Annotated in this window: 20 protein-coding genes; 10 read left to right on the top strand and 10 right to left on the bottom strand. The window is 57.0% G+C overall.

The annotated features are described in order from the left end of the window. Positions 1-286: 286 nt before the first annotated feature. A complete protein-coding gene (locus GJW30_RS10235; protein WP_096354962.1) occupies positions 287-466 on the bottom strand; it encodes a hypothetical protein in 180 nt (59 codons plus the stop codon). A gap of 762 nt (positions 467-1228) precedes the next feature. On the opposite strand from GJW30_RS10235, the gene GJW30_RS10230 reads away from it, so the two are divergent. The 3 genes from GJW30_RS10230 to GJW30_RS10220 all read left to right on the top strand — a co-directional run bounded on the left by GJW30_RS10230 (position 1229) and on the right by GJW30_RS10220 (position 3126). After that, positions 1229-2065, top strand: coding sequence for a PAS domain-containing protein (locus GJW30_RS10230; protein WP_096354960.1), 837 nt, complete (start codon positions 1229-1231; stop codon positions 2063-2065). Between the two features lie 420 nt (positions 2066-2485). After that, on the top strand, positions 2486-2698 hold the full coding sequence (locus GJW30_RS10225) for a hypothetical protein (RefSeq protein ID WP_096354958.1): 213 nt from the start codon (positions 2486-2488) through the stop codon (positions 2696-2698). A 125-nt stretch (positions 2699-2823) separates the two neighbouring features. Then, positions 2824-3126, top strand: coding sequence for an H-NS histone family protein (locus tag GJW30_RS10220; RefSeq protein WP_096354956.1), 303 nt, complete (start codon positions 2824-2826; stop codon positions 3124-3126). Between the two features lie 8 nt (positions 3127-3134). Here the strand turns inward: GJW30_RS10220 and GJW30_RS22655 are convergent, their stop codons facing one another. Further along, a complete protein-coding gene (locus tag GJW30_RS22655) occupies positions 3135-3284 on the bottom strand; it encodes a hypothetical protein (RefSeq protein WP_157746730.1) in 150 nt (49 codons plus the stop codon). A gap of 1608 nt (positions 3285-4892) precedes the next feature. Here GJW30_RS22655 and GJW30_RS10210 point away from each other — a divergent pair. Beyond that, positions 4893-6971, top strand: a complete 2079-nt coding sequence (locus GJW30_RS10210; protein ID WP_197703786.1) for a putative bifunctional diguanylate cyclase/phosphodiesterase — start codon at positions 4893-4895, stop codon at positions 6969-6971. A gap of 339 nt (positions 6972-7310) precedes the next feature. Next, positions 7311-7802 carry a lysozyme inhibitor LprI family protein gene (locus GJW30_RS10205; protein WP_096358767.1) on the top strand — a complete coding sequence of 164 codons (492 nt, stop codon included), beginning with the start codon at positions 7311-7313 and terminating at the stop codon, positions 7800-7802. An 843-nt stretch (positions 7803-8645) separates the two neighbouring features. On the opposite strand, the gene GJW30_RS22650 is transcribed toward GJW30_RS10205, so the two are convergent. Next, positions 8646-8822, bottom strand: coding sequence for a hypothetical protein (locus tag GJW30_RS22650; protein WP_157746729.1), 177 nt, complete (start codon positions 8820-8822; stop codon positions 8646-8648). A gap of 459 nt (positions 8823-9281) precedes the next feature. Further along, positions 9282-9686, bottom strand: a complete 405-nt coding sequence (locus tag GJW30_RS10200) for a host attachment family protein (RefSeq protein ID WP_096354950.1) — start codon at positions 9684-9686, stop codon at positions 9282-9284. 395 nt (positions 9687-10081) lie between these two features. Here GJW30_RS10200 and GJW30_RS22645 point away from each other — a divergent pair, with 395 nt between their 5' ends. Both GJW30_RS22645 and GJW30_RS10190 read left to right on the top strand, forming a co-directional pair. Next, positions 10082-10348 (top strand): hypothetical protein, encoded by a 267-nt coding sequence (locus GJW30_RS22645; RefSeq protein WP_157746728.1) that lies wholly within the window; start codon positions 10082-10084, stop codon positions 10346-10348. Further along, a complete protein-coding gene (locus GJW30_RS10190; protein ID WP_096354946.1) occupies positions 10348-11097 on the top strand; it encodes an MOSC domain-containing protein in 750 nt (249 codons plus the stop codon). The genes GJW30_RS22645 and GJW30_RS10190 overlap by 1 nt, the downstream gene beginning before the upstream one ends. Here the strand turns inward: GJW30_RS10190 and GJW30_RS10185 are convergent. The 3 genes from GJW30_RS10185 to GJW30_RS10175 all read right to left on the bottom strand — a co-directional run bounded on the left by GJW30_RS10185 (position 11087) and on the right by GJW30_RS10175 (position 13832). Then, the gene (locus tag GJW30_RS10185; protein ID WP_096354944.1) at positions 11087-12796 is read right to left on the bottom strand and encodes an FAD/NAD(P)-binding protein; all 1710 of its coding nucleotides are present in this window, start codon (positions 12794-12796) and stop codon (positions 11087-11089) included. The genes GJW30_RS10190 and GJW30_RS10185 overlap by 11 nt on opposite strands. Before the next feature lie 338 nt (positions 12797-13134). Then, positions 13135-13320: a hypothetical protein gene (locus GJW30_RS10180; protein WP_096354942.1), complete on the bottom strand. Its 186-nt coding sequence runs from the start codon at positions 13318-13320 to the stop codon at positions 13135-13137. Between the two features lie 269 nt (positions 13321-13589). Beyond that, positions 13590-13832: a hypothetical protein gene (locus GJW30_RS10175; protein ID WP_096354940.1), complete on the bottom strand. Its 243-nt coding sequence runs from the start codon at positions 13830-13832 to the stop codon at positions 13590-13592. A 509-nt stretch (positions 13833-14341) separates the two neighbouring features. Here GJW30_RS10175 and GJW30_RS10165 point away from each other — a divergent pair. Continuing rightward, on the top strand, positions 14342-15064 hold the full coding sequence (locus tag GJW30_RS10165; RefSeq protein ID WP_096354936.1) for a glycine-rich domain-containing protein: 723 nt from the start codon (positions 14342-14344) through the stop codon (positions 15062-15064). 148 nt (positions 15065-15212) lie between these two features. On the opposite strand, the gene GJW30_RS10160 is transcribed toward GJW30_RS10165, so the two are convergent. Continuing rightward, positions 15213-15599, bottom strand: a complete 387-nt coding sequence (locus GJW30_RS10160; RefSeq protein ID WP_096354934.1) for an NUDIX hydrolase — start codon at positions 15597-15599, stop codon at positions 15213-15215. Between the two features lie 159 nt (positions 15600-15758). On the opposite strand from GJW30_RS10160, the gene GJW30_RS10155 reads away from it, so the two are divergent. Continuing rightward, complete coding sequence (locus tag GJW30_RS10155) at positions 15759-16958, top strand: MFS transporter (protein WP_096354932.1); 1200 nt, start codon at positions 15759-15761, stop codon at positions 16956-16958. An 8-nt stretch (positions 16959-16966) separates the two neighbouring features. Beyond that, positions 16967-17470, top strand: coding sequence for a hypothetical protein (locus GJW30_RS10150; protein WP_096354930.1), 504 nt, complete (start codon positions 16967-16969; stop codon positions 17468-17470). Positions 17471-17563: 93 nt separating this feature from the next. Here GJW30_RS10150 and GJW30_RS10145 read toward each other — a convergent pair whose 3' ends face one another. Continuing rightward, positions 17564-19714: an exonuclease domain-containing protein gene (locus GJW30_RS10145; protein WP_096354928.1), complete on the bottom strand. Its 2151-nt coding sequence runs from the start codon at positions 19712-19714 to the stop codon at positions 17564-17566. Next, positions 19711-20199, bottom strand: a complete 489-nt coding sequence (locus GJW30_RS10140) for a DUF4385 domain-containing protein (RefSeq protein ID WP_096354926.1) — start codon at positions 20197-20199, stop codon at positions 19711-19713. The genes GJW30_RS10145 and GJW30_RS10140 overlap by 4 nt, the downstream gene beginning before the upstream one ends. Positions 20200-20254 lie beyond the last annotated feature (55 nt).

Below are 20254 nucleotides of genomic sequence, written 5' to 3'. Positions count from 1 at the left end.
AAGCTAGCGGCTGGACACATTACGGATTCGCGCACCACATTTGACGATGTCCAAAGACGGCTTAAGTCCCCTACCCGATCGTATTGTCGAGCCGTTCTTGCGTGCACTCGCTTCGCTGCGACCGTCGGTCGGCAAGACCTAGACCATTCGGTTTCAGCAGGGAGATTGCGACCCACCTGATCGTCTATGATGCCAAAGAAGCCCCGGAGCGTTGCCGAGACGCGACGCGAGCGCGGCTTCCATTTCGTTAGAATCAAGGTCGAAAAGCTGAAGCGCAACAGGTGGGCTAAGATGTAGGGTTCAGTTCGCTATCGCGATAATCGCTCAGTATTTGCATTAGCCGTGTGCCGACCTCGACTGGCACAACGCCTTTGATTTCAAGCTGGAGCAAACCACCGGGGAGCCCCCTCATCACGATCTGGGGCATCTCGTGATGCTTTGGCGCTTCGGGTGGAAACTCGGTCATTCTGCCTCTCCAATCGCGAAGGCCAACGTTTAGACCCCATTGCTGTAAGGTCCGCAAATTAATCCGCGCACGCTTTTCGGACGTTCGACACTGCGGCTTCAGCCTGCTGATAGATCCAGGCATTGTCGCCAATGCAAAGCGTGCCGCTTTGCGAACTCGAAGGAGCGAGACGACATCGTCAGCGCCCTTTGGAAGGGCGCGGTCGAAAGATATCCTTTGCTCGGGTTGGAGCGACTAGCATCCTGAACATATCCAGTCGCCGCTGACTCGCCGATCGATACCGCGAACGCCTTGATCCGCCTCCGATAACCGGCGGCCTACACTCGCCGCACCTAGCGTCCGCTTATGGGCCGATTCAGGCGAGCCTGGATCGCAAAGGCGAGGCCGTGTGTAAATCAATCGCGATTGCTCGTTCAGCGTTCCGCATTCTCAATCCCGAAAGCGCTCATCTAGAATGCCGATGGCCAAGATGCGCGCCGCTCATCGCGACGGTCAGAAACGCGCGGTTGGTAGAATGCGAAACCTGTGTGCGCGGTCCACCAATTGCCGGATATCTTTCGGACCGTCGCCGCTTTTTTGGCGTAGCCGACGGTCGGGTTACCTCATCCGGTTACCGCACGGGTTGAATGCATATTTAAAACCGCTGGCAAGCGACTTTGAACACCGGATAAGACGCGGCAAATATTACGGTTTTCTGCTATGCAAAAAAAGAAATTGGACACGCGGCCAAATTGACTTACGCCCCGGCCATCGGGGGCCGACTTGAACGATTCTACTGGCGATAGCGCGCGTCTTATCGAGGAATATCGGTTTGAAGCGGAGCGCTGCGAAGCTTATGCGCGCAGCGCCGCGGACGCAGAAGATGCCTTAATTTGGCATGACTTGGCGCGCCGCTGGCGCACAATGGCGGTCGCGATCGAACAGGCGGCGGCCAAGCAATCCCGCGCGGATGCGATCAGCCGAACACTCCTGTTCACGCATCTGATCTTTGGCGACACGCGCATTTCGGATCGCGACGGTCGCATCTATGCAAACCTTGCCGAGGTGCGCGCCGCGGCCAAGTGCACGGTCAGACGCGTCGTCGCGACCTGGCTGGAGAGCGGCGAGCCGCTCCGGTTGGATGTCGTCGTCGAGATCACTGACAGCAACGGACGCGTGTTCGATATTTTGTCGGCCGACTATCTGCTGTTCGAAACGCATGTCGGCAATCGCCTCGGAAAAGTCGCGCTCAACAGCCGGCATTCGTATCTGCTGCTGCGGCCAGATTTCGTCATCCTCGACGCCAACCATGCCTTTCTGAAATCGACGATGACGGATCTGCCGACCATCACAGGACAGGAGATTTTCCGGATGTTCCCGGACAATCCGGGCGATCCGAACGCCATCGGCAAGACGGCGCTAGCAGCCTCGTTTCACGACGCACTGCTCACGAAAACGACGCGGTCGGTGCACAAGCTTCGCTACGACATTCGGGCGCGCGACGGCACCTGGCAGGAGCGCTATTGGACCTCGTTCAATTTCCCGATTTTGGACGACAACGGCGAGGTTGAGTTTTTGGTGAGCAATGTCGAGGACGTCACGCGCGATGTGCCGAATTGACCACGAACGACGCCGTGCATCGGCAACGCGCCTCCTTCACCCCCGCCTCTTTCAGCCTCGGGTCATTGCTAGTTTGAGCCATTCGGCTGCTTCACGCAGCAGCCGTTCCTGATCGTGGAGATTGGTTGTTTTGTCGGCCTGCGCCATCGCGGATCGCGCCTTGTCCCGGCATTGCGCGGGCGTCGGCACCGGGTCTGTTTTGCGGTTGAGACAATTCATGGCGGCGTTGTAAGCGCATCAGCGCGAGTTTATTTCAAAAATCGTCGATTAGTTACTTCTTTGGTTAACTCTTGCATTTGCGAATACCGGAAACGGACACGCGGAACCGCGAAACCGCCATTCGGATATCAGGCTTTTGAAACGCGGCGCCCGCATCGTGCGTAGCTCGTAAAGTCGCGACGCATGTCGGGAGAACACCGGATGGCCAGCCAGACCTTCACCATTGATGCCGACGCATTCATCGCGGAAGCCGAAATGTGCGAGCGTTGCGCCGCGCTCTCGGCGGCCGTCGAGGACAAGGAGATTTGGCTCGCGCTAGCTTCGCGCTGGCGCGCAGCTGCGCATCGCCTCAACAACAGAGCCGCCGCCGTGAGCGGGCGCACCCTGCTGGCGAAACACGCAACGTTTCACTGACGGGTTTTGCGCGGCGCGGCCGATCGACGCTTTGCCCGCTTCGATGTTGCGTGCTGCTCTCCGCGGCATTGACAGCTCGACATTTTTCGAACAAGCGTTAGAAAAACACCGCCGAAGACAGCAGGATGCACGCCCCACTCTATTTATCGCGCTTGTCAGAGGACGAACTGCTGGCGCTGCGCAGCAGCGTTCAGGCGGCTTTGGAAAAAAAGCGCACCGCTTACGAAGCCGCGCTTACATTGATCGAGCGCTCGCTCGGCGGTTCACCCGGCCGGCGCAAACGCGGCGTCAAAAAGGGCACCAAACTGTCGATCAAATTTCGTGGGCCCAACGGTGAACAGTGGACCGGGCGCGGGCTGCGCCCGAGATGGCTCACGCTGTTGATCAAGAAGGGACGCAAACTCGAAGATTTCGCCGTGAAGGCCTGACGATAGCTTCATGCCGGACCGTGTTCACCGATGAACGTCGCCATGAAGGCATGAGAGTCAGAAAAGTTCGGCGCGCCGTCGGTGAGCCGCATGCGGAATGGCATCATGTCGAGTGCGAAATCCAGAATCTTCGCCGTCAAGAGTGCGCTCGCCAGCATCTAGCCGCATCGGCAGCCAGACTGCCCGGGACGCATCAACATCTATAAGCGTCCTTACCTACTGTTAAATAATGATTTATCAATATCTTATGCCCTTTGAAAAGTTGCTAACACCGTTGTACTATTACTCAAGCTTGCATCATGATATGAAGCTTCATCTCTGGCCGATCACCCACGTGGCGCCAGCGACTGAGAGCCGATCGTGCTCCCGCCATGGAAAATGCGGAAGATTGAAATGACATTGAGTCACGATGAAATCCAGGCGTCCAAGCTCAACGCCAATGAATGCAGGTTGGCGGCGCGCGCTTTGATACTGCGTGCCGACGAGTTAGCGGACGTCGCGGAGCGAGCACGCTTGCTTCGCGACGCTGGTGAGTGGCTATTGCTGGCCCGAAAGCGTCATTGAAGCTCCAGATGCCTGGCGAGCGCTCGCCATCGGTCGGCAAGTTCGTTCCAAGAACTTCGGTCTTCGCCTTCGCTTGCGCGCGCCGCAAAGTGATCACAGCGCTCTGCTTCTCTGAGATACTCCTCAATTGTCGCAACCCGGTTGTCGCCATTTGACCGAAGCGGCATGAGGCCCTCCCAGACCATTCTCTTCCGCCAACATGCTTTGACACTCGTCCAAATTCAACCTCGCGATGAAATATATCAATATCTTCCAGGCGTGGACCTTATTGCAGAGAGTGACGGCTTTGGGCTCGCTGCTTCGGCACGTTCACCGCATCGGGGCTCCTGACATATTCAGCGAGCCGTCGCCATCTCGCCGCCAATTCCAGCCATAACTGCTTGTCGCTCGCTTCAGTCGAAACAGCAGCGCACCTCTCGCATGACTCAGCTTCTGCCAGCATTGAATCCGGGTGGCAGGCGGTCAATTCGATCAAGCGGCCGGTCATTCGCAAGGATCCGTCAAAAGCATTTCGATCGTCCAAATGATGCAGCGATTATAACTCGCGTCAATATAATAAAAGAAACTTTTGCGGGTCTCCTTTGCGGGCGGCCTTAGCATGCACAACAAACGGTAAAAGCCTCATCAGGGAACGCTTGGAGATGGCAATCTGATTCAGACGAGAGGCTAGCCGCTAGCTTTGCCAATTAATGCATCACGGCAGAACATGCGAAAGCAAGCTGAAGTCGAGATGGAAAACTGACGGGTGGCAAATCAGCGGCCAGACAGATCCTCGAAACTGTCCCTGAACCGCCCTTTTGAGTCTTTCGCAAGCTTGTTTGACTAGCTCTGCTTTTCGATGCGGATAGTTTTCGCGACGAGCTCTGTCAAGAAGTCGTCTTGCCTACTGGCGGCATTCGTTGAGTGTAATGAGCTCAAAATAAGAAGCCCTCGCAGCGTCTGGGAGGACCCGCTGCGAGGACTTTCTTGACGTCGGCTCAACGCAGGGGATGAGTTGCACCGACGTAACAGCTCGATATGCTCAAAATCGCGGTAGGTTCCGAACCAGCGAGCCCGCACTAAATGACTGTGCTACTTCGAGATCGCGCATCACTCGCTTGACTGAGGTCGACCGAACTGGCTCGATCACCAATAGTATAATATAAATAATACCACAACAATTAACTACCATTTAAATGTGTGGAGATATCTCTGGGTTGTGGTTGAGCCAGCTCAACGCATCAGGGGCTGCTATTTTGCGTGTGATCTCGTGCTTGGTAACCCAGCATAATCTCTGGCTGGTGGCACTGGCTGCTTCCATGTGTTGTTTAGGTAGCGCCATCACGTTCGGGCTCTTCGCTCGTGCGCGCGAGCGGAGCGGCTTAGAGAAATGCGGTTGGACGTTTCTCACCGCTGTTGCAGCCGGCTCTTCGATTTGGTGCACGCACTTCATTGCGATGCTGGGATACAACATCGACGCACCCGTAAGCCTCGACCCAATATACACGACATTCTCGCTGCTCGTTGCGATCGTGGGGTGTGGCGTGGGATTTTCCATCGGCGCTTTCAGCCGACAGCGTTTCGCGCCCGAACTGAGCGGGTGCATTCTCGGCGTCAGCGTTTCGGTCATGCATTACACGGGCATGCAAGCTTATCGTGTCACGGGCGTCGTAGAATGGCATCATAACTACGTTGTATGCTCCATTCTACTTGCTTCGCTCTTTTCGGCTCTGGCAATGCGCGAAGCCAAACGCTTGTCTAATCAATATGCGCAGTTAGCCGCCGCTGCGCTGTTCGTGTTCGCAATCGTTAGTCTGCACTTCACAGGAATGGCCGCCGTCGAAGTCACGCCGCTGGCTGACTTCGATAACCGCAACAATCGTGAAGCATTCACCGCCGTCGCTGTGGCTGTTGCTAGCGTCGGGCTGATTGTTGCCGGCACAGGCGTGGCGAGCTACCTCATCGACAATCGAGCTAGCGCGCAGACCGTTGGACGTCTGCGCCGGTTGGCACTTCACGATGCTCTAACCGGCCTGCCTAATCGGGTCCACTTCAGCGACCATCTAAGTGCTGAGTTGAACCTGGCCGAAAGGAAAGCTCATGGGCTTGCCGTAATCGTCATCGATCTGAACAATTTCAAAGAGGTGAACGATTTGCGTGGCCATGGTGCCGGCGACCATACACTTCAAGTCATCGGTCAACGGTTCGCCGACCTGACCGGACTCGGGGAGTTTGTCGCGCGCGTAGGTGGCGACGAATTTGCTGCTACAACGCGTTACGAAGAAATCGCTGAAGTGAACGCCTTCGTCGATCGACTCAACGCCGCATTGAATCAGCCGCTCGCTTTTGACGGCTTCGAAGCTGCAACCGGTGGCGCATTTGGGATCGCGCTGTATGGTCAAGATGGGTTGGACGCAGAGCAACTGGTATCAAATGCCGATCTCGCTATGTATCGCGCGAAGAACCGGTCCGGTGTGACGGCCTGCTTCTATCGAAAAGAGATGGATGAGGCCGCGCGAGAGCGCAAATCGATACGCGCTGATTTGCAGTATGCGATCGCTCGCGGTGAGCTGAAGTTGCACTACCAGGTACAAACGTCGGCATTGACCGATGAAGTTACTGGTTACGAAGCGCTTCTCCGCTGGACCCACCGCACGCGCGGCCTGATCCCGCCTGACATATTCATCCCAATAGCAGAGGAAAGCGGCGCGATTGTCGAGATCGGTGATTGGGTTCTGCGGACGGCCTGCAAAACTGCAGTGCAGTGGGGCCGAGACAAAATTGCCGTGAATGTTTCTGGTGTTCAGATTGCGCGCGCTGACTTTGCCGAATCTGTCCATTCGATTCTTTACGAAACAGGTCTACCGCCGAACCGACTGGAATTGGAAATTACTGAAACCGCGCTCATCGCAGACAAGGTCAGAGCGCTCCATACTATTCGGCAAATCCATGCCCTTGGAGTATCCATCGCGATCGACGATTTCGGCACAGGCTATTCTTCCATGCAAACACTGCGCACATTCCCTTTCAGCAAGATCAAGCTCGATCGATCCTTTACACATGGTCTCGATCGCGAACCCGCTGCGAAAGCAATTCTGCACGCGGTACTCGCGCTGGGCAAAAGCTTAGGCATCACGGTGCTCGCTGAAGGCGTCGAGACACTCGCTCAGCTTGATATTCTTCGACATGAAGGCTGCGATGAAGTGCAGGGCTATCTACTCGGGAGGCCAGAACCAAGAGAGAGTGCGTTGGCAGCTAACATTTCCGTAGCGCAGTTGTCACGGTTGGCTGGCGCTGCGTAAGGCAGAAAGACGTCGCTAGCACGAAAGACGTTAGTCGTCGGCAAGAGAACCACCTTGTGCTGAATAAAAAGTGGCACGCTGCAACCAACCGGCTGCCTCGGACAGAAGCTGAGCTTTGCGTTTCTACTAACGCTGTCGCTATGAGCACCACTAAGGATGCCTATCAACTGCTTGCCAACTTGTGTGTCAGGGTTTGCTCTTTCGTGCGCCCAGCCAACCAACGCCCGCGATTGACCCGCTGAACGCTAGTCGGATTGCCATCGGTTTGCTGGCGCCCTATCCGTATTGCGTTTGCTCGATCTGGCATTGTGATCCATTCTTCGCCGAATGGAGTCTCAAATGAAAATGCTCAAACTAGCTGTAGCGATGCTCGCCGCTAACCTCTTCCCGCTCGCGTCAATGGCTTTAGCTCAAGCCCCGACACCCGCCGATGTTGCCGTTATCGACAAATGCCTCAAGGGTGCTGAAGAATCGGGAGGATTTGGAGGTGAGTGCGTGGGTCTTGTTGCTCATCCGTGCCTCAAAGAGGCGGCTGGCAAAAATGACGATGTCGCCCAGAAAAAGGTTTGCGGGGAGCGGGAGCTTGCTATCTGGACCGTAAAGATGAGCGAGGCGTTGAAGAAAGTGCTACCCGCCGCATCTAAAGACATGAGCAAGGCTGTTGCGGATTCGCAGAAAACGTTCGCTGCGTCGCGCGATCGGTTCTGCATAATCTTCGACAGAATTGAGCCTGGGATATACCCGGGCAGCGCGAGCTACTGCCGCCTGCGCGAGACAGCGAACCGCACGTTGAGCCTGATCGTGCTTGGCGTTGCCGTCAACGAGCACTGAGTTTCGGTGCTATCACCGCGGCGGCACTACTAATGCATTTTGTAATCGCCAGACGATCCAGCAGTTTTGCGGAATACATCCAAACCTTGTTTATGCGCAGTATGGTGCGTCGGGCGAGATTATGACCGATCGTCACACCTTCAATCCGTCAGCATTGGCAACGTCTTTTTGCCATGCTTCATCGGCCCAGTAGCTTGCCGGCGTGTTCCTGAAGCAGAGCACCCACGCGTCGTGCAGCATTCACCCTCGCCTGCGACCCTGAAAGTTGAACTTCATAGCGATATTGGCGCCGATTTTGACCTGCTCTTAAACGCCATACGCAACGTCCGCTCTCAGTTCCGAGCTCCAATGTCGGCTAGCGGTTTTGCGCTCGGCTAACTTTTTATCCGGAACATACTGGAGGCCGTTTACCGGATTTCTCGACCACAACCAAATCTGTTGCTGGGCCTGGAGTGCCAGTCGCATGCGGCCAATCCAGTCCCTCAGGGCGTCGCTTGCTGACCCTTCGACGGTGCGCGGCGTAAGCCAGCCCGATCAAAACAACGAACGCCAAAAGCGTCCAGACAAGATAATCCAAGGCCTACCCCGCGTGTTTGACGCGGCATGGTACAGCCCCGACAAATTTCAGTTTGGTTTCCCCACTCGCATCCAGGTGAAAAGTTCGCGTCACCTCGTGCGACGGCGGGCTTCGGTACGAGATACGAGTTCCGAAGAACAATGAAACGTTTCGGAGTCGCGCTGCAATTTCGCGCCGGCGGTTCTTAAGCTGTGAGTCCAATCCTTGGCGGAAGGGTACGTTCCGTTATCTCGCACGACGGCTGAGACGCCGAAACAAGGCAGCCTCTAGCGTGGCCTGACCGCGATGACGCCGGTTTCGACTGCCGACTCCAGATCGCCCGCGACGGTCCTGAGCGCTCGTGCATTTTCCGCCATGCGGGCAGCTAGCCTGTCATCGGGAACGCTTTCGCCCGATGCCTCTATGCGGCTGGCGATATCGCGCAAAGCTTTTACATCGTTCATTTTACGGCTCCAAACGCCATCCGCTCCCGTCAATCAAAGCGCGGATTGCGGTTTCTGTTCCGCAAGCCGGGTCAGCGCTCGGTCATTGAGACTGTGATCCGGTCCGATCCAAGTATCGCATCACCGGCGTAACGGTTAAGCCGTGCATCAGGATGGACATCGATTTCACCAGCCCGACGATCGCCCATAAGCGGTGAGGATCGACCGATCGATCTTGTTGATGGCAAACGCCAAATAGTGGATGGAGCCGACGCCGCGAATGCCGAAAAAAGCGATGGTCATTTTTTCGCGAAACGGCGACGGATGACCGATCAACGCCACGATCCGGACACAGGGCTAATGATCACCAGGATGATCACAGTAAACAAAACGTCGATCGACGTGAGAAGCTTGAGCAGCCCGTCAACGATTGCGCCGCCGAATAGAATGGAGCAGCGCCATCATCGCAACGCGCTCAACCTAGGCTGCCGCGACCGCTTTCTCGATGTCGCTCATGGAATGTCCGGTGAGATCTTTCGCAATCTCAGCGCGGAGAACATCGACGAGTTTTTTATGGTAACTCTTGCGAAGCTCGCCGAGCGTCCGCGGCGCCGCAATGATAACCAGATCTGACACTTTGCCTTCGAGGACGCGCTTATTGAGCAGCTCAGCGATTCCGCCGGCAAAGCCGTCTTCCTCGGCCCGACCGCCGTCTGGGTTTGCTGATGAGTTTTGGTGGCTGGCGCCCGAGCCCGTGTTGACAGCCTCAATATCAGCGTTCGGCATTGTTGCTAAAACAGGATGGGCCTCGTCGCCCGTATTGCTGAACAGATTGAATTTTTCGCCATCAGCGACAGCGACGATGGTTCCCTTAGGAAGCAGCATGAAGTCTCCAAATTGTTCGGGAAGTGTGCGGCTGAGCGTCAAGCGATCGAGTTGCCGTAAGGTTCCTTGGGGTAAGCTCACCAAGAAATTACGAGGCAATTGGCCGGCTTTTTTCGCTCCTCGAACCGGATTGCGGAGAAACGGCAGCCGATCAGCTGGCTTGGTCCAGCATTTAGGGAAATCGTGGAACAGATAGCCTCCAGCAACCGTTGCTGCTGGTGCGCGCGTAGGGAGCGCGCAGTTTAGTTTTCGAAAGGACACAATGAAGAAAATGCTTTCAGGTATTGCCCTCGCGGCTGCGCTCTTGTTTGCGCCTGCCGCGACGACGCCCGCGACAGCGTCAACGGCAACTGAACTCTCGGGGCAAACCGTGCACGTTGGCCCCCGCGGTGTGCATGTCCACAGCCGACGCCATCGCCACGGGCACCGTCATCGCCACCACAGCCATCGCCACGGTCACGGCCATCGCCACCATCATCACGGGCACCGGCGCGGTCATCGCCATCACCACCACTAAAAGTGCTGAACGAATGGCCTCGCTTCTTCAAGCGGGGCCATTTTCATATCGCTTGCGTCCTCTGTTCTCGCTGCGAGCCAGCCCCACCATCGACGTCTGGCGGCAAAGGTCACGTCATCTGAAGCGGATCGCGCAGAGGTTTTGATGAATGATGGCTTGAACCCGGTTGGGCGCGTCTTAGAACTTTGGCGCTATCCGGTCAGCTCAATTGGCGGCGAACGGATTACAAGCGCTAAGCTCGATTGTGCCGGTTTGAAGGGTGATCGCCAATTCGCGTTGATCGATCAGGAGAACGGCTTCGCCGCCGCGCCGGAAATGGACAAGCGTTGGCGAAACGCTCTGTTTCTGTCTTCTGCCATCGCTGAAACCGGCTTACCTGAAATCACCTTCCCTTCCGGAAATCGGGTCTCGCTACACGATCGCGGAATCAATCAGCTCCTGACGGATTATTTCGGATTTGCGGTAGCTATCGCCGCGATCGAGCCCAGCAGCGTCGATGCGAAATTCCCAAGAACACAGCATCGGCACCCGCATGCAGCGGTTCATGTGGTGACGACCGGGTCGATGCAGCATCTCGCAGCGTTGTGCGGAAGCTCAACGATTGAGAGCCGGCGTTTCCGTCCAACCGCTGTTGTTGCCACTTATCAGGATGACCATTTTGACGACAATAAGTGGATTGGAAAACGATTGCAGATCGGCCCATCGGTCGAGTTGATTGCCGAAGAGCAAACCAAGCGATGCGGTATGACCTTTGTTGCTCAACCCGGGCTGGACGCGAACCCGGATATCCTTCGAAGCATTCTTCGTAATAACCGGCGCAACTTCGGCGTCAATTGTGCTGTCGTTCGATCAGGCGAGATCAACGTCGGCGATGCTCTTTCGTTTAAGGCATGATGAGCATCGTGATCGCCGCTTCCTGAGGCGCCGTCGCGGTATCACCGCGAAGACTCGCGATGATCGTGCTTGAAACAGTTTGCCCCATCTCGCTTGCGCTGGGTATGCCTTGGACGAACGGCAGTTTGTGAAGCAGGAACGAGATCGCGACGCAATAGAGTTGGTTGCTCATCCCTTCTGTGCGTTTCGGACGAAACGCTTGGTCAACGTCAAGCCCACCTGTCGCGGTCAGAGCAGGCGGCTCTTCAGCGTCAACCAGGCTTGATCTAACCGTCGTCAAGGCCTCACCAACCACTCCGTGCTCAACGAGGCCCGGAAACGGCAAATCTCCGGCGGACAACGACGGCTGACCCGTCGCGTCAATAAATGCATCGAAGCTTCGTTGGATACCGGGCGCACGAACCACTGCGCCGCCGGCAAAGTCCGGGGTCTTGATCTGATAGTGATCGCCGAGAGCCAAAACATCGACCTTGTCCGCGCGTCGGAGCGCCAGGAGCCGTTGTATCGACTGGTACGGCACTGTCGCGTAGTCATCGACGAAAACAGTTTTAAAACTTTTGAGAAAGCGTGCCAGATCGTGGTCGTTCAGATGGCGTACGGCTCGGCCGACCACTTCGTGCATCCGCAGGATGGCATATCGCCATGCCACAGTGCGTTGCTGCGCACGATCGTGTTCGGCTTCCGCCAGATTGGAAGCCGCCCACACAAACGGATCGGCCTCAGCACGCGCCGCGAAATAGGCCTCCGCGAAAGTTTCGACATCCAGGGCCGCCAAACCGATCTTGGCTGAATATTCCGGATCTGCGGCGAGCAATTCCTGCCTGAATAACGCGAACACCTGATCCAGCAGATGAGAGCTGCCGGCTTGCGTCAGCCGGCTGATCGCTACGTCATTACAAAACGCCAAAGGGGCAAACGGAAAATCGAAATAGAAGTCTGCCTCCGGCAGCAGACCCTTTCGCGACATCATCGTGATGTGAAGCGCCTCGCTCCTGTCGGCGATTTGAAATTGGAGCACTCCGGACTCGTCGAGCAAGAATGTGCCGTGTGCAGTCGCAACAGAAACCAGCGCGTCGATGGCGCTGAGCGACGTTCCGAGGATTCCGACCGGCCCCGCCTTAATCGTTTTCAGTCGGGCGGCAGGCCACGGCGATATGAAATATCCCGGCTTCACTTCGGTGTCGTCCGGCAGATTGTGCCCCGTCGCCATGACGACATGCCCGAAAGCGTAGTACTTCAATTCGCCATTCGGCAACTTGGCCGTAAGCGCGATATCATCGGGCTGAAGTCGAATATCGGTGACGCGGTGCTGCGGTCGGACGTCGATGTCGTGCCCATTGTGTTTGCCGGTTTCCAGCAGGGCGCGGAACTGAGACTGGAAATATTCACCGAGGACGACGCGCGGATAAAACTCTCGATCGTCGATGTTTTTGCGCGCGATGGATAAACGCTCAAGCTCATCGTCGGATTGTCGGCTCAGCCAATCGACGAGTGTCTCACAAACGGCCGGCAGCTCGAAGCTCGCGATGTTTGCGAGCATTGCGCGGTCGTTGACATGAGGATGATAGGGCGTGCCTCTGCCCGGATCGGCATCCATCTCGAATATCGTAATCGACAGAGGCTGCTGTGAAGAGACGAGCCCCTTCAACGTGTAGATGCCCGTTGGGCCTGATCCGATAATTGCAATGCGAGGAAGCATTCACGCCGGCCTAGTGTTCAGACGCCGGGTCCTCCGGCGGCGTCTACCAAGTGCCGAGTACCGAAATTGGTTGCGAATGATGCGGTCGCGGTTCTTTCGGGTCGTCGATGGGATAAATCCGATGTAGGGCGTCGCCGACGACGTTTTCGGCAGTTCTATCGATCTAAAAATAAAGGTCCCGCAAGGGGGCCTTCATTCACAACAAGAACATCGCGATCAGAATGACCGGAATTGGGATACCGATCATCCACAGTAAAAGGCCTTTGCCCATGGTGTCTCTCCTCTTGCTGGAGAGCCAACACCCTGCGCCACCGCGCGTTCCATCGTGTCGTCGAAACTCACGCGTTGGTCTGCGGAAGCTTTGTATGCGTGTCGGCAAATTCTAAGGTGTCAGCCAGCTGCTGGTAAACACGCGCCGTGTATTCATCCAACCGTCGCTCTTCAGCGGCCCGCAACGGACTTTTGGAATCCAACAGTGCTCGCGCAGCTTTCACGCGCAATTCGATGATCTTGGTTTGCGACATCAACGTACTCCACCGAAAGGCGGGAGCGCTGCAGTGTCTCTCAGTCACCGGCGCCTGAGCGTCTATCGGCCGGTGATGTTCCAACATACGCGCCGATTTGCTCCGTGGTCTGTACGGTCGCGCGCGTATTTCGGCAGATGGGGTGAATTTCGGTTTTATTTCGGGGCCGATACAGCGCCCGCCGAGGCTCGCAAAAAAAGCCCGCGCCTTCGACGGGGACGGGGCCTGATCTTTCACACCGCGTGTTGTCGCGACGAAGAGTCGATTCGCTACACCGTTTGGATGGCTGCAAACCCCTGCTTTGTCAGCTTGATCATACCGGTGTCTTCGAACCAGCCCAACTCCAGACCGTGCTCTAAGCCGCCGGCAATCGCCAACCCATCCCATCCGTGATTGGAGCAAACGATGAGGACCTTGCGCGGCGAGACGGCATTGCCTGCCTTCAGCCCAAGCGAGCGAAACAGGTTGAGTGCTTGTCTTGCTTTATGCTCGAGACTCGATACATCGGTCATTCAGCAAACTCCAATTGCATTTTGGCCGACGCGATCGGCGATATCGGTTTAGGCTCGCTGTTCAGCGTAGTCCGCAAGACGGTGCCATTTCGTTGCGAGACTGATCCAACTCTGCCGATCAGCGTTACGCGCCAATGACGCGTAGTACTCGCATTGGCGAGCTTCCTTCAGGTATTCGTTTGCAAGCTTGGCGTCAGTTTCCGCAGAGGTGTCGCGCATCTTCGATCTCCCAATCGACAACCCAATCCCCATCGCGGCGTTCTGATCCTTAAAAATTGAATCGAATTGGATTTGACGGCTTCTGTAGTGAACGCCCGGTTAACAGACCCGCGCGACCCGCCTGATGTCCTTGAAGCAATAGAAGTCATATCCAGCGATGTACCAGCTGTGTCCAAACTATTTCTTGGAATGTTTCGCCGAGATTCGGGCTGCTACCGGGCGATCAGTTTCTCAATCTGCTGTAATCAAAGAGACGATCGTTCGCGCCAAACTTTATCACGGGTTCTTCAATGAAATGGTCGCCGGCAACCTGGGTTATCCTGCTCGTGATTGGGTTTGCCTTGGCGATCGCCGTAGTGGCGTGGGTCACCTATCGAGCTTATCGAGAGCTTGCGCGAGAAAATTTCCTGCGCGACTACACTTGGCCTCCGGGCCTACTTGATAAATTGGCGGTGCACTATCCAAGCTTCACGCGCAAAGAAACCGCGCTCGTCGCTCAAGGTCTCCGGCAATTCTTTCTGGCTTACCTGCACGGAGGTCGCCGCTACGTCGCGATGCCGTCACAAGTGGCGGACGAGCTTTGGCACGAGTTTATTCTGTACACGCGAGCATACGCGGCCTTCTGCGAAGGAGCATTCGGAGGCTTCCTGCACCACACGCCGGCTGTCGCCTTGCGCCTTGGCCAAAAGGTAGACAACACAGGACTACGTCGCGTGTGGCGATATTGCTGCCGCGAAGAAGGGATCAACGCGCATAATCCGTCCCGCTTGCCGTTGCTGTTCGCACTCGACACCAAACTGAAAATTCCGAATGGATATTATTATCATCCACAGTGCGACGCGTTGAGGAAACGAGGCGACGCGGGCACGCAATGCGGCGGTGACTTCGCTTCTTTCTCATACGACGGCGGCACCGATGGTCTGGGAGACAGCGGAGAAACGGGCGGAAGCGATTCAAGCGGCAGCGACAGTGGAAGCTGTGGCGGCGGCAGCTGCGGCGGTGGTGGCGACTGAGTGACAGGAGTGGCGCTGTTTCGCGAAGTGGAGCTGCATGCCGAGATTGTGCGCGAGCAATCCTGCCAGGCGCAGCAGAACGACGGTCTTAGCGAAACCGGCAGACCGAGGACAAATACGCGCACCGCATCGACTCTTTATGCCTCAATCATTTCTTTGAGAATCCGCGCACAAGCGCACGCAAGCCCTTCACCTTCACCTTCCGGGCGGCCTTACGAGCCGGGAGCCACATCGCGTCGCGCTGACCTTTCTCGAGCCAGCGTTTCAGCTTCTTCCGCACTTTGAGAGCGTAGACTGTCACGCGATCGTTGCCGCCTGCATCTCGAAACTTGCCGACTGGCCGTTTTGTTATGCGACCGAGTACACCCGCCTCTTCACGTGCCTCCTTAGCGGCAACACGATGTGCAGACGTGTTCTTTTCAGCTCGGCCTTTAGGGATGATCCAACGGCCGGTGTCCCGGCTGGTGATGATCAGTATCTCAGCTTCACCGTTTTTCGACTTACGATACGGAAGAGCAGCAAACCGCTTACCCATAGGCGTACGAGAACCTTTTCAAGCCTGCGTGAGTCGCATCGGAAAGGTTCAAGGTTATGACGCGCAGAAGAACATGTCTACATAACTAGACAACGCAGTTAACGCTTGCGACATTGCGACCGTGGCGCAGCACCGGATCGTCAACCTGAAAATCTAGACATGCTCGAACGGCCAATCAAAGACCCAACTTTACCGCCGGAAAACAAGGCTTCAGCGCGTCGTACACTATCGGTTGCAGGTGTAGCTCATGCTTTGCATGACGGTTATACAGACCTCATCTACGTCCTGCTGCCGGTCTGGCAAACCGAATTTGGCTTGGGCTTCGGCGCGCTCGCAGCACTTCGCAGTCTTTATGCTGGAGCGCTGGCAGGTCTACAGGTCCCGGCTGGACGATTGGCACAGCGGATCGATGGTCGAGCCGTTCTGGCAGTGGGAACCGCTTGCGCCGCTATCGGCTATGCGATTGCCGGGATGACAGGCAGCCTGATCGGTCTCTGCATTGCATTAACGGTCTCCGGCGCTGGTTCGAGCACCCAACATCCGATCGCGTCGGCTGCTGTCTCCCGCGCGTATGGCAAGCAGTCACGCGGCCCACTCGGGACTTATAATTTCACCGGCGATCTCGGCAAAGCTGCCATTCCGGCGCTCGCCTCGCTCCTTTTTACGCTGATGCCTTGGCGCGGCGCGCTCTGGCTTCTTGCTGCGCTCGGCGTCATTGTCGCCGCGATCATTTTTTTCGTCATGCCACCAATTCTGATGGCTCGAGCGCAATCGAAGCAGAAGACCCCTATCGTCAGATTCAACACCGGTTTCAAATTGCTGTTTGCTATCGGTGTTCTTGATACCGGCGTCCGGATGGGATTGCTGACGTTTCTGCCGTTTTTGCTGACGTCGAAAGGCGCGTCGCTGCCTGCCATTGGAACGGCGCTGTCATTGGTTTTTCTGGGCGGGGCAGCGGGTAAATTCGCTTGCGGTTGGCTCGGCGCGCGGTACGGGCTTTTAGCGACCGTCCTCATCACCGAGGTTGCGACAGCTATTTTGATCATCGCGGCGATCGTTCTGCCTTTGCTCCCGCTATTCGTCCTGCTGCCACTGCTTGGTTTGATGTTGAACGGCACGTCGTCCGTCCTTTACGGAACTGTACCGGACCTGACGCAGTCTGATCAGGCAGAGCACGCCTTCGCGGTTTTCTACACCGGGACAATAGGATCCGGCGCGCTCTTCCCAATCATTTTTGGTTTGCTGGGCGACCGGGTTGGCGCAGAATGGGCAACAGCATCGACGGCGCTGGTTGCCTTGGTCACCTGCCAGCTCGCTTTTGCACTGGCAACAAAGTTGCCGGCCCGAGACACGCGTTGAGTCATGCAATGAAGATCTGCAGCTATCCGTCCTTCTTTTTTGGCGCGAGAACAGCCGTGGTAGCGATAGCTATCATCTGCTTTGCCTCGGACTTGAGAGCACAAGGGCTTCCGCTTGATCCGGGCAGCCGCAAGCTCGACCCGAGTGCGCCAAGCGCTGGAGCGCAAGCCGACAACACATTCGTCGGAAGATGGCAATGTCAGTATATGAGCCGTAGTTCAACGGGCGACCGATCCGTCAACTACGCCTATTATTTCGATCTCGAATTAGGCGCCGGCGGGCGTTTTGACGCGCAGGGCAACTACTACGCCGAGACTGCGGGTTTCAATCAGGGCTTTCGAGCCAACGGGCAATGGCAATCGTCCGGTGATCGGATGGTGGCGAACGGCCAAGCCCAGCTGCCGAGTTGGACTTCGCCATTCGTCTTTCAACTCACCCGCTACTCTCCCGGGAACGCGTCTTTTCAGACGCAAACTCAGCTCGGCACGTTGGCGATTGCATGCACACGATGAGCGTAGAGAGCGTTTAGTCACGCCCCTTCTCAATCCCGACGGCGGCGGTCCGTGGGGGGCGGCAGCCACGTTTCGTTCCCAGCCTAAACCTTGTCACGCCGCCAGATCATCGCGAGCGATTGCCGCCTCGCGTTGCCGGTTGATCAAATTAAGCAATTGGGCGGCGGCGCGCGCATCGGCCAGAGCCCGGTGATGGTCCGTGAGATCGATGGCGTAGGCGTCGCAGAGATTGGCAAGTCCATACGACTTATGCCCGGGGTAGCGGCGGCGCATACTTGCGCAGGTGCAGAGTTTTGGAAAACGGAAGCGCCGGCCGATGCGCTCGTATTCATGCGCGATGAAACCGTAGTCGAAGTTGACGCTATGCGCGACGAAGATCCCGTCATCCATGAAATTGATAAAACTGTCCGCCACATCGCCGAACAGCGGCGCGTCGCGCACCATCGCGTTGGTGATCCCGGTCAGCTGCGTGATCTTCGCCGGGATCGAACGTTGCGGATTGATCAGCGAGTGCCATTCCGCAACGACCGCGTGATTGCGAATCTTGACCGCACCGATCTCCGTAATGCGATCTCCCCCTGCCCATCCGCCGGTCGTCTCGATATCGACAACGACATAATCCTGAGCCGGATCGAAGCGGAAATCGACAAGCCCGATATGCGCCGCGATCCCGGCATTGCCAAGTTGCCGTAGCCGCGTCAATTGATTGCGGCGGATGACATCCCCTTCGGCTTTGACCTCGAGGAACGAGATCGCACCGTTATCAACGAGCATCAGATCCGGAAACCCGTCGCGCATCGCGCGATAATCTTCGCACATGAGACGGAGGATATCGGCAATTCCGGCCGGATCGGCGCCCCGCAGCAAAGCCGACAGCGCGTCGACGTTGACGCACTCCCAGGCAAATACGCCGTTGGGTTTGCCCCACCGTGCCGCGATCGTCTTGAGGATCAATGTCTGCGCGGTCGACGCGGCAACCTTTTCGAGCTTGACCTTGATTTCGCTTGCAAAGCGGCGCGCGAAAGATCGGTCTTTCAAACAATGCGGCAGCCAATTGAAACTACTGTGGAGTTGACCGCTCTCGAACAGCTCGTCCCAGAAAACAAGTCCGAATAGACACTGCCAGAGCGTGTTCTCGGCATAGAAAACCGAGGCCCCGCCGCGCCGCAGGACGCCAGCGACCCCGGCTTCCGGATTGCCGCGCCACGTGTCGTCGACCGTGATCGACTGAGCCGACCGCAGCAGTTCCGTGCACGCAGCCGTTCGCCTGCCGTTGAACTTGCGCGCGTAGTAATCGCTCGCGAAGATAAATTCTTCATCGCTCCCGGGATCGTCAATCATCCGGCGCAGCAGTGCCTCCGCGCCGGCCTTATCGCCCGACGCATAAAGAAGGCGGGCGAGCCGCTCGTTGCATTCCGGCGACGATCCCATGCGATACAGCTGCAGCGCGGTATCCTGCTCGCCGGCACGCTCGAAGTAGAGCCCGACGCGGTGCGCCGCACGGCTGCGCAGATCGAGCACATAGTCGGTCCCTGCATCGGGGCCGCGGCGCAACGCATCGAAAGCGGAATGGTAATGAGGCTCGTCTCCGGCATCGAGCTGATCGAGAAGCTTGCCGTAGTAGAAACAGGCGCTCGCCTCCTCACCGTCCGTAAAGCGGGCACTGGGCTGAACGCCTTCATTGGTTCGCAGGATGCCGAGATCACGCAGCGCGAAGCTCTTGAGGCTGTCCTCGGTTTTTCCGAAATACAGAAAGAGCAAAAACTCGATCGACTCGGTCTCACCGAGCGCGACGAAGTCCCGGCCGGCGCATGTCTCGTAGCTCACCGCGAAGGGAATGTTGCCGAGAACGAACGCGACAAGCTTCGCCTTCGACCACGATTTGCGGACATCGACGTGGTCCTCTGCAGCTTTGCACAGAGCTTCTTTAGAAACGCATTTCGCAAACGCCGCATAGTCGCCCTCGCCGAGCGCACGCACATATCCGCGCTGCATCAGTTCGGACAGCGCGCCTGCGCAATCAGCGATTTCAGCGTAGCGAAATGCGGTGTGGCGAAAGATGCGCCCCTTGCGATTGACCATCCTGATCAGCAGGCATTGCGCGTCTTTGGAAAGGCGTTTGAAGTCGTCGATGAATGCGATGTGATCTGCGGTCAGCACCGATCCGTAACACGCGACCACATGGCGGAGCATTTCGCCGAAGTGGTCGTGATAGTAGTAGGCGGGCAGCACGGGCAGCTTCATCCGAACCGCCCCTTCCATTCCGCCTTTAGCGCCGCGTAGCTTTTGTTTGCTTCGGCTTTTTTCCAGAATGCGCGGAAGATCTCGGCGCTCTTCGCCTTTTCCGGATCGCCGGTGCCGCGTTTAAACAACGCGTCGTCATTCTGCTTGTCGTATTTGCGGCCGCCTTTGTAATTCGCGTAGCGGCGCGAGCGCGTGTATCCCATCTGGAGAAATTTGCGGGCGAGATCAGCGCCGACAAAGTCGTCGGCTTTCAGGTAGGCCGTGAACATCTTGAAAATCGTTCTTGCGCTCCGTCGCGCAGCCGCTGCGCTCGCAAACCGCCAATGCGGCGCGATCTCGCTTTTGTACGGCTCGCAGATCAGCACGCCCTGCTCGCCTTTGCCGACGCGATACTTTTCCGGCCGAGCACGGTAATCGATACCCGGCTTCCAGGCGTAAGTCGCCGCGTTGAAGCCGGCGGAGGCAGGTCGGGTTTTGGCAGACATCACAGATTGCGCACTAGCATCACGGGCTCGCCTTTGTGTCAGCAGCGGGTGTTTC

Source organism: Variibacter gotjawalensis, from assembly GCF_002355335.1.
GTDB lineage: Bacteria > Pseudomonadota > Alphaproteobacteria > Rhizobiales > Xanthobacteraceae > Variibacter > Variibacter gotjawalensis.
Note: the sequence above shows the minus strand (reverse complement) of the source record. Positions and strands in the feature narration are given on the sequence as shown.